7 protein-coding genes and 1 pseudogene are annotated in these 6,064 nt (G+C 33.6%); 7 read left to right on the forward strand and 1 reads right to left on the reverse strand.

Going from position 1 to position 6,064, the window contains the following annotated elements; translation table 11 throughout:
- Nucleotides 1–346: 346 nt before the first annotated feature.
- Nucleotides 347–1,237 carry an urea transporter gene (locus CD111_RS09295; RefSeq protein ID WP_158245691.1) on the reverse strand — a complete coding sequence of 297 codons (891 nt, stop codon included), beginning with the start codon at nt 1,235–1,237 and terminating at the stop codon, nt 347–349.
- A 186-nt stretch (nt 1,238–1,423) separates the two neighbouring features.
- Between CD111_RS09295 and CD111_RS09300 the strand changes: the two genes are divergently transcribed.
- From CD111_RS09300 to CD111_RS09330, 7 genes and pseudogenes are all read left to right on the forward strand, one after another.
- Nucleotides 1,424–1,726 carry an urease subunit gamma gene (locus CD111_RS09300; RefSeq protein ID WP_095085281.1) on the forward strand — a complete coding sequence of 101 codons (303 nt, stop codon included), beginning with the start codon at nt 1,424–1,426 and terminating at the stop codon, nt 1,724–1,726.
- A 12-nt stretch (nt 1,727–1,738) separates the two neighbouring features.
- Nucleotides 1,739–2,065: pseudogene (locus CD111_RS09305) on the forward strand (urease subunit beta); the annotation flags it as partial.
- Nucleotides 2,066–2,107: 42 nt separating this feature from the next.
- Nucleotides 2,108–3,823: an urease subunit alpha gene (gene ureC, locus CD111_RS09310; protein ID WP_095085283.1), complete on the forward strand. Its 1,716-nt coding sequence runs from the start codon at nt 2,108–2,110 to the stop codon at nt 3,821–3,823.
- A gap of 13 nt (nt 3,824–3,836) precedes the next feature.
- Nucleotides 3,837–4,289, forward strand: coding sequence for an urease accessory protein UreE (ureE, locus tag CD111_RS09315; protein WP_095085285.1), 453 nt, complete (start codon nt 3,837–3,839; stop codon nt 4,287–4,289).
- Nucleotides 4,282–4,971: an urease accessory protein UreF gene (locus CD111_RS09320; RefSeq protein ID WP_095085286.1), complete on the forward strand. Its 690-nt coding sequence runs from the start codon at nt 4,282–4,284 to the stop codon at nt 4,969–4,971. Before ureE ends, CD111_RS09320 begins: the two co-directional genes overlap by 8 nt.
- A gap of 11 nt (nt 4,972–4,982) precedes the next feature.
- A complete protein-coding gene (gene ureG / locus CD111_RS09325; protein ID WP_371868774.1) occupies nt 4,983–5,594 on the forward strand; it encodes an urease accessory protein UreG in 612 nt (203 codons plus the stop codon).
- Nucleotides 5,594–6,064, forward strand: a 471-nt coding sequence (locus tag CD111_RS09330; protein WP_206124233.1) for an urease accessory protein UreD, incomplete at its 3' end; no start/stop codon positions are given. The genes ureG and CD111_RS09330, both read left to right, overlap by 1 nt.

A 6,064-nucleotide genomic window follows, 5' to 3' on the forward strand; every position in this document is an offset into this window, starting at 1 on the left:
AAGTCATGGAATAATGAGGAAGTTAATCCACGAAAAGGGCGAAGTCATGGAATAATGAGGAAGTTAATCCACGAAAAGGGCGAAGTCATGGAATAACGAGGAAGTTAATCCACGAAAAGGACAAAGTCATGGAATAACGAGGAAGTTAATCCACGAAAAGGGCGAAGTCATGGAATAACGAGGAAGTTAATCCACGAAAAGGACAAAGTCATGGAATAACTCCATAGTTAAGCCAAGAGATCAGCAGAAATTATATTCAAAACTAACATGAAATTAGTATGCAACAAAATAAGGCTACTCATCTTCTATAGAATTCAAGAAATGAGTAGCCTAGAAAATCGAGTGTTTACTTTTTATAGTCTGACCACGTTTTAATCATCCAAGATAATAGGACGAATGGTACGGTAAGTACTGGGAGACCAGTGATTTTGAACAATGTAATGAGTGCAAGGTTTAATAATACTTCAAGTATTATTGCTGAGAATAAGATAATATATTTTTCTTTTTTATTTTTATAAAGACCCCAAACAACAATCATAAGTAGGATGATGTTATATCCAAATAATCCGTGATTGAGTAATTCCATATTTCCTTCCATAACCATGATAATTACAATGCCTATTGCGCAAGAAATAAGTGTAAGTAGACCGAGTATTTTATCTGCAAAGAATATCCCCACTAAAATGAATATACCACTCATTACCCCAGATACTAAAAATATTTCTGAATAGCCATTGAATAATGCGTTGAAACCTTGCAAATCTACATGTGGAAATTGGTTGTTGTCAATATCTGATGGTAATAGATGTAAGTTAGTCTTTATTGTTTGCGTTGAATTAGTATTGTTGATCATGACCCAACTCGTAAGTATAAATGGCATTGTATAAACCGATAAGTATATTCGATTAAGCAAAATTTCCATAACTTTATGTATAAATAGTGTGACTGGTATAGAAATTAACATCAGGATATAAGTAGCCAGTGACGGTGTTAAGAAAGCACTTAATGCTAATGTTGTAAGGATAGGGTTATAACCAGCAACACCTATATTGATTTGTTCTTTCGAAAATTTAAAGTACGGACCGAGATAAATTGACAATAAACTTGTAATAATTACACACACAGCAGTCTGCCAGTCAGCAATGGCGATCGCAATTAATATACTTAAACCAGTCCATTTGTTTTCGATTAAGATAACTTGAGAAAAATTATTTAGTACACGATTTGTTAAACTCATAAATTCCACTCCTTTTGTTAAATTCATAAATAATTAATTCAGTATATAACTAAATTTAAGCGTTCGCTATTATTTATCAATTTTGTGACATTATAGCTTTATATTAGTAATTTGTAAAAAAAAGGAATAATATAATTAAGTCAATTGGTTATATGACAATTTTATATAAGAAAAGAAGGCGATTATATGAGATTTACTCAAAGAGAAGCAGACAAACTCATGTTAGTTGTAGCTGCTGACCTAGCAAAAAGGCGAAGAGAAAGAGGATTAAAGCTGAATTATTCTGAAGCACTGGCTTTAATTAGTTATGAATTATTAGAAGGTGCAAGAGATGGAAAAACAGTATCCGAACTAATGAGTTTCGGTAAAACAATTCTTAATGAGGATGATGTAATGGACGGTGTTGAAAACATGATAACCGATTTAGAAATTGAAGCAACATTCCCCGACGGTACGAAACTCATTACTGTACATCATCCAATAATATAAGGAGGTTCGATTATGAAACCAGGTGAAATTATTTCCAGTGAAGGAACAACTATTATAAACAAAGATCATGATATAACAATAGTTAATGTGAAAAATGTAGGAGATCGACCAATTCAAGTGGGTTCACATTTTCATTTTTATGAAACAAATAAAGGATTATCATTTGAAAGAGAAAAAGCTTACGGCAAGCGACTTGATATACCTGCAGGAGCAGCAGTTAGGTTCGAGCCAGGTGATGAGAAAGAAATCCACTTAATTGAATACTCAGGTAAACGTAAAGTATTTGGGTTCCGTAACTTAGTTGACGGTCAACTCGATGAAGATAAAGTTTATAAACCAGAAAAATAATAGAAATTTAATATGATTAAGGGTGGTTATACTATGGGATTTGAAATGCAAAACTCACAATACAACAGTCTGTATGGACCTACTAAAGGTAGTTCTGTAAGACTTGGAGATACAAATTTATTTGCAAAAGTTGAGAAAGATTATGCTGTATATGGTGAAGAAGTTTCATTTGGCGGTGGTAAATCAATTCGTGATGGTATGGCACAAAATCCAAATGCAACGAGAACGGATAGTCGTGTAATGGATTTAGTTATTACGAATGCTTTGATTATCAATTACGACAAAATTGTTAAAGCTGATATCGGAATTAAAGATGGTATCATCCAAATCATTGGTAAAGCTGGTAACCCAGATATCATGGATAACGTAGATATGATTATCGGTGCATCTACAGATATTATTGCTGGTGAAGGTAAAATTATTACAGCAGGTGGAATTGATACGCATGTTCATTTTATTAATCCTGAACAAGCACAAATTGCACTTGAAAGTGGTATTACGACACATATCGGTGGTGGTACGGGTACTTCGGAAGGTACAAATGCAACTACAGTTACACCTGGAGCATGGTACATACATAGAATGCTCCAAGCAGCTGAAGGATTACCAATCAACATTGGATATACAGGAAAAGGGCAAGCAGTAAATAAACAAGCATTGATTGAACAAATTGAAGCAGGCGTAATTGGCTTAAAAGTGCATGAGGACTGGGGTGCAACACCTTCTGCATTAGATCATGCTTTAGAAGTTGCAGATGAATTTGATGTACAAGTTGCACTTCATGCGGATACGTTAAATGAAGCAGGATTTATGGAAGATACTATGGCAGCAGTTAAAGATCGCGTATTGCATATGTATCATACAGAAGGAGCAGGTGGTGGACATGCACCTGACTTAATTAAATCCGCAAGTTATTCCAACATCTTGCCATCATCAACAAATCCGACTTTACCTTATACAGTGAATACGATAGATGAACATTTAGACATGGTTATGATTACGCACCATTTAAATTCATCAATTCCTGAAGATATTGCTTTTGCAGACTCACGTATTCGTAAAGAAACGATTGCTGCTGAAGATGTACTGCAAGATAAAGGGATATTCAGTATGGTAAGTTCCGATTCTCAAGCTATGGGACGTGTTGGAGAAGTTATTACACGTACTTGGCAAGTTGCACATCGTATGAAAGAACAATTTGGTGCACTTGATGGTGACGGAGAATATGATGACAATAATCGTATTAAACGCTATATTGCAAAATATACAATCAACCCAGCAATTGCTCATGGTATTTCAGATTATGTAGGTTCGATTGAACCTGGAAAATTAGCGGATATTGTATTATGGAACCCAGCATTCTTTGGCGTGAAACCAGATATGGTCATTAAAGGGGGGATGATTAGTACAGCAATTAATGGTGATGCTAACGCGTCAATTCCGACAGCGGAACCAATTAGATTTCAATCAATGTACGGTCAATTAGGATCTAATATTGCTAATACATCGATGACATTTGTTTCAAAAGCAGCATATGATAATGGAATTAAAGATGAATTGAATTTAAATAGAATGGTTCGTCCAGTAGGAAATATTCGTAATTTAACTAAAAAAGATATGAAAAACAATGGTGAAACTCCAAAGATTGATGTAGACCCACAAACTTATGAAGTGTTTGTAGATGGTGAATTAGTTACGAGCGAACCAGCAACTGAATTACCTTTAGCGCAAAGATATTTCTTATTCTAGGAGGGCAAAACATATGATTATCGAAGAAATTCAAGGAAATATAGCAAATTTATCAGCAGCAGAAAAAGAAGTACATATTGAGAAAGTTTACTTAGAAAATTCAGATCTTGTTAAACGAATTCAAAGAGTTGTTTCAGATCATGGAACAGAAATCGGTATTCGTTTGAAAAAACCAGTCGATTTAGAATATGGAGACATATTATATAAAGATGACAAAAATATGATCATCGTAGACGTGAATAGCGAAGATATCATTGTAATCAAACCAACATCCATCAAAATGATGGGTGAAATTGCACACCAATTAGGAAACCGTCATATACCTGCGCAATTTGAAGGCGATGAAATGCTTGTTCAATATGATTATCTTGTGGAAGATTTATTGAAATCGTTAAATATTCCATATGAACATACAGATCGTAAAGTAAACAAAGCATTTAGACATATTGGACATTCACATGATTAATCAACAAGATCTAAGACTATTTCAATTTTGTGATTCACAAATACCGACGGGTGCATTTAGTCACTCGTTTGGTTTAGAAACGTATATTCAGAAAAACAGAGTATATGATGGACCGAGTTTCACACAGTGGTTAAAGCAATTTTTAAAAGAACAACTCGTATATTCAGATTGTTTAGCAATGCGCGTAATATATGAAGCATTAAAAAATAATGACATGGATACAGTTATGAAATATGATAATTTATTATTTGTTCAAAACTTGCCAAAAGAAACAAGAACAGGTAGTAAACAGATGGGAACACGATTGTTAAAACTTGCAATGGAATTATATGAATCAGAGTGGTTAGTACAGTATCAAAAGAAAGTATCAGAGAAGAAAGCATACGCCCATCCGGCTATATGTTTTGTCATGATAGGTTATAAACTTGAAGTCTCTATAGAACGAATTATTGAGTACTATTTATATCAAAATATAGTAAGTTTGACGCAAAATGCTGTTAGAGCTATACCTTTAGGTCAAACAGAAGGTCAAAAAATGATAACGACGATTATTCCTGAAATTGAGAGCATGAAAAATATGGTCTTTGAACTAAAGGAAGAAGATTTTGGTATAACTGCACCTGGATTAGAAATAAATCAGATGGAACATGAACATTTAGGTGTAAGAATATTTATATCTTAGGAGGATAAATAATGAGTCTAGTTAAAATTGGAATTGGTGGACCAGTTGGTGCTGGTAAGACACAATTAATTGAAAAAGTAGTTGCAGAACTTTCAAAAGAAATCAGCATAGGTGTTATCACGAATGATATATACACGAAAGAAGATCAAAAGATTTTAGTCAATACAGGTGTGCTTCCAGAAGATAGAATTATAGGTGTAGAAACAGGAGGTTGCCCACATACAGCGATACGTGAAGATGCATCTATGAACTTTGCGGCAATCGATGAATTATTAGAAACACATGATGATATAGAATTAATTTTTATTGAATCAGGTGGAGATAATTTGGCTGCGACGTTTAGTCCTGAACTTGTAGATTTCTCGATTTACATCATTGATGTTGCGCAAGGAGAGAAAATCCCACGTAAAGGTGGTCAAGGTATGATTAAATCAGATTATTTCATAATCAATAAGACAGACCTTGCACCATACGTTGGCGCATCTTTAGAACAAATGGCAATAGACACAGAAACTTTCCGTAGTAACAAGCCTTATACATTTACTAATTTAAAAACAAACGAAGGATTAGAAAATGTAATAGAATGGATTAATCGCGACTGTCTATTAAAAGGGCTTGAATAATGGAAGATTGGATAGGCGAATTAGACATTACGATTGAGCAGAAGAAAAATCGAAGTGTAGCAACAAAAATATATTTTCAAGGTGCATTAAAAGTCATAAAACCAATTTATCTACATGAAGAAAACTTCCCGACTTTCTACTTATCCAATGTAGGTGGAGGTTATTTAGATGGCGATCGTTATAGAATGCAAATAGATATCAAAGATAATGCAGAACTCTCTTTAACGACACAAGGTGCAACTAAAATATATAAAACATTAAAAGATTGTGTTAAACAATATCAAACATTTAATTTAGGAGAAAATGCTTATTTAGCATTTGTTGGCGATCCGATCATAGCATATAAAAATGCAGATTTTTATCAAAAAAATATTTTTAAATTACAAGCTACAAGTGCACTTTTTTATACTGATATATTAACACCAGGCTACGATGAACAAGGAGATACCTTTACTTATACACAATTACAT

The sequence above is a fragment of the Mammaliicoccus stepanovicii genome, from assembly GCF_002902525.1.
Lineage (GTDB): Bacteria > Bacillota > Bacilli > Staphylococcales > Staphylococcaceae > Mammaliicoccus > Mammaliicoccus stepanovicii.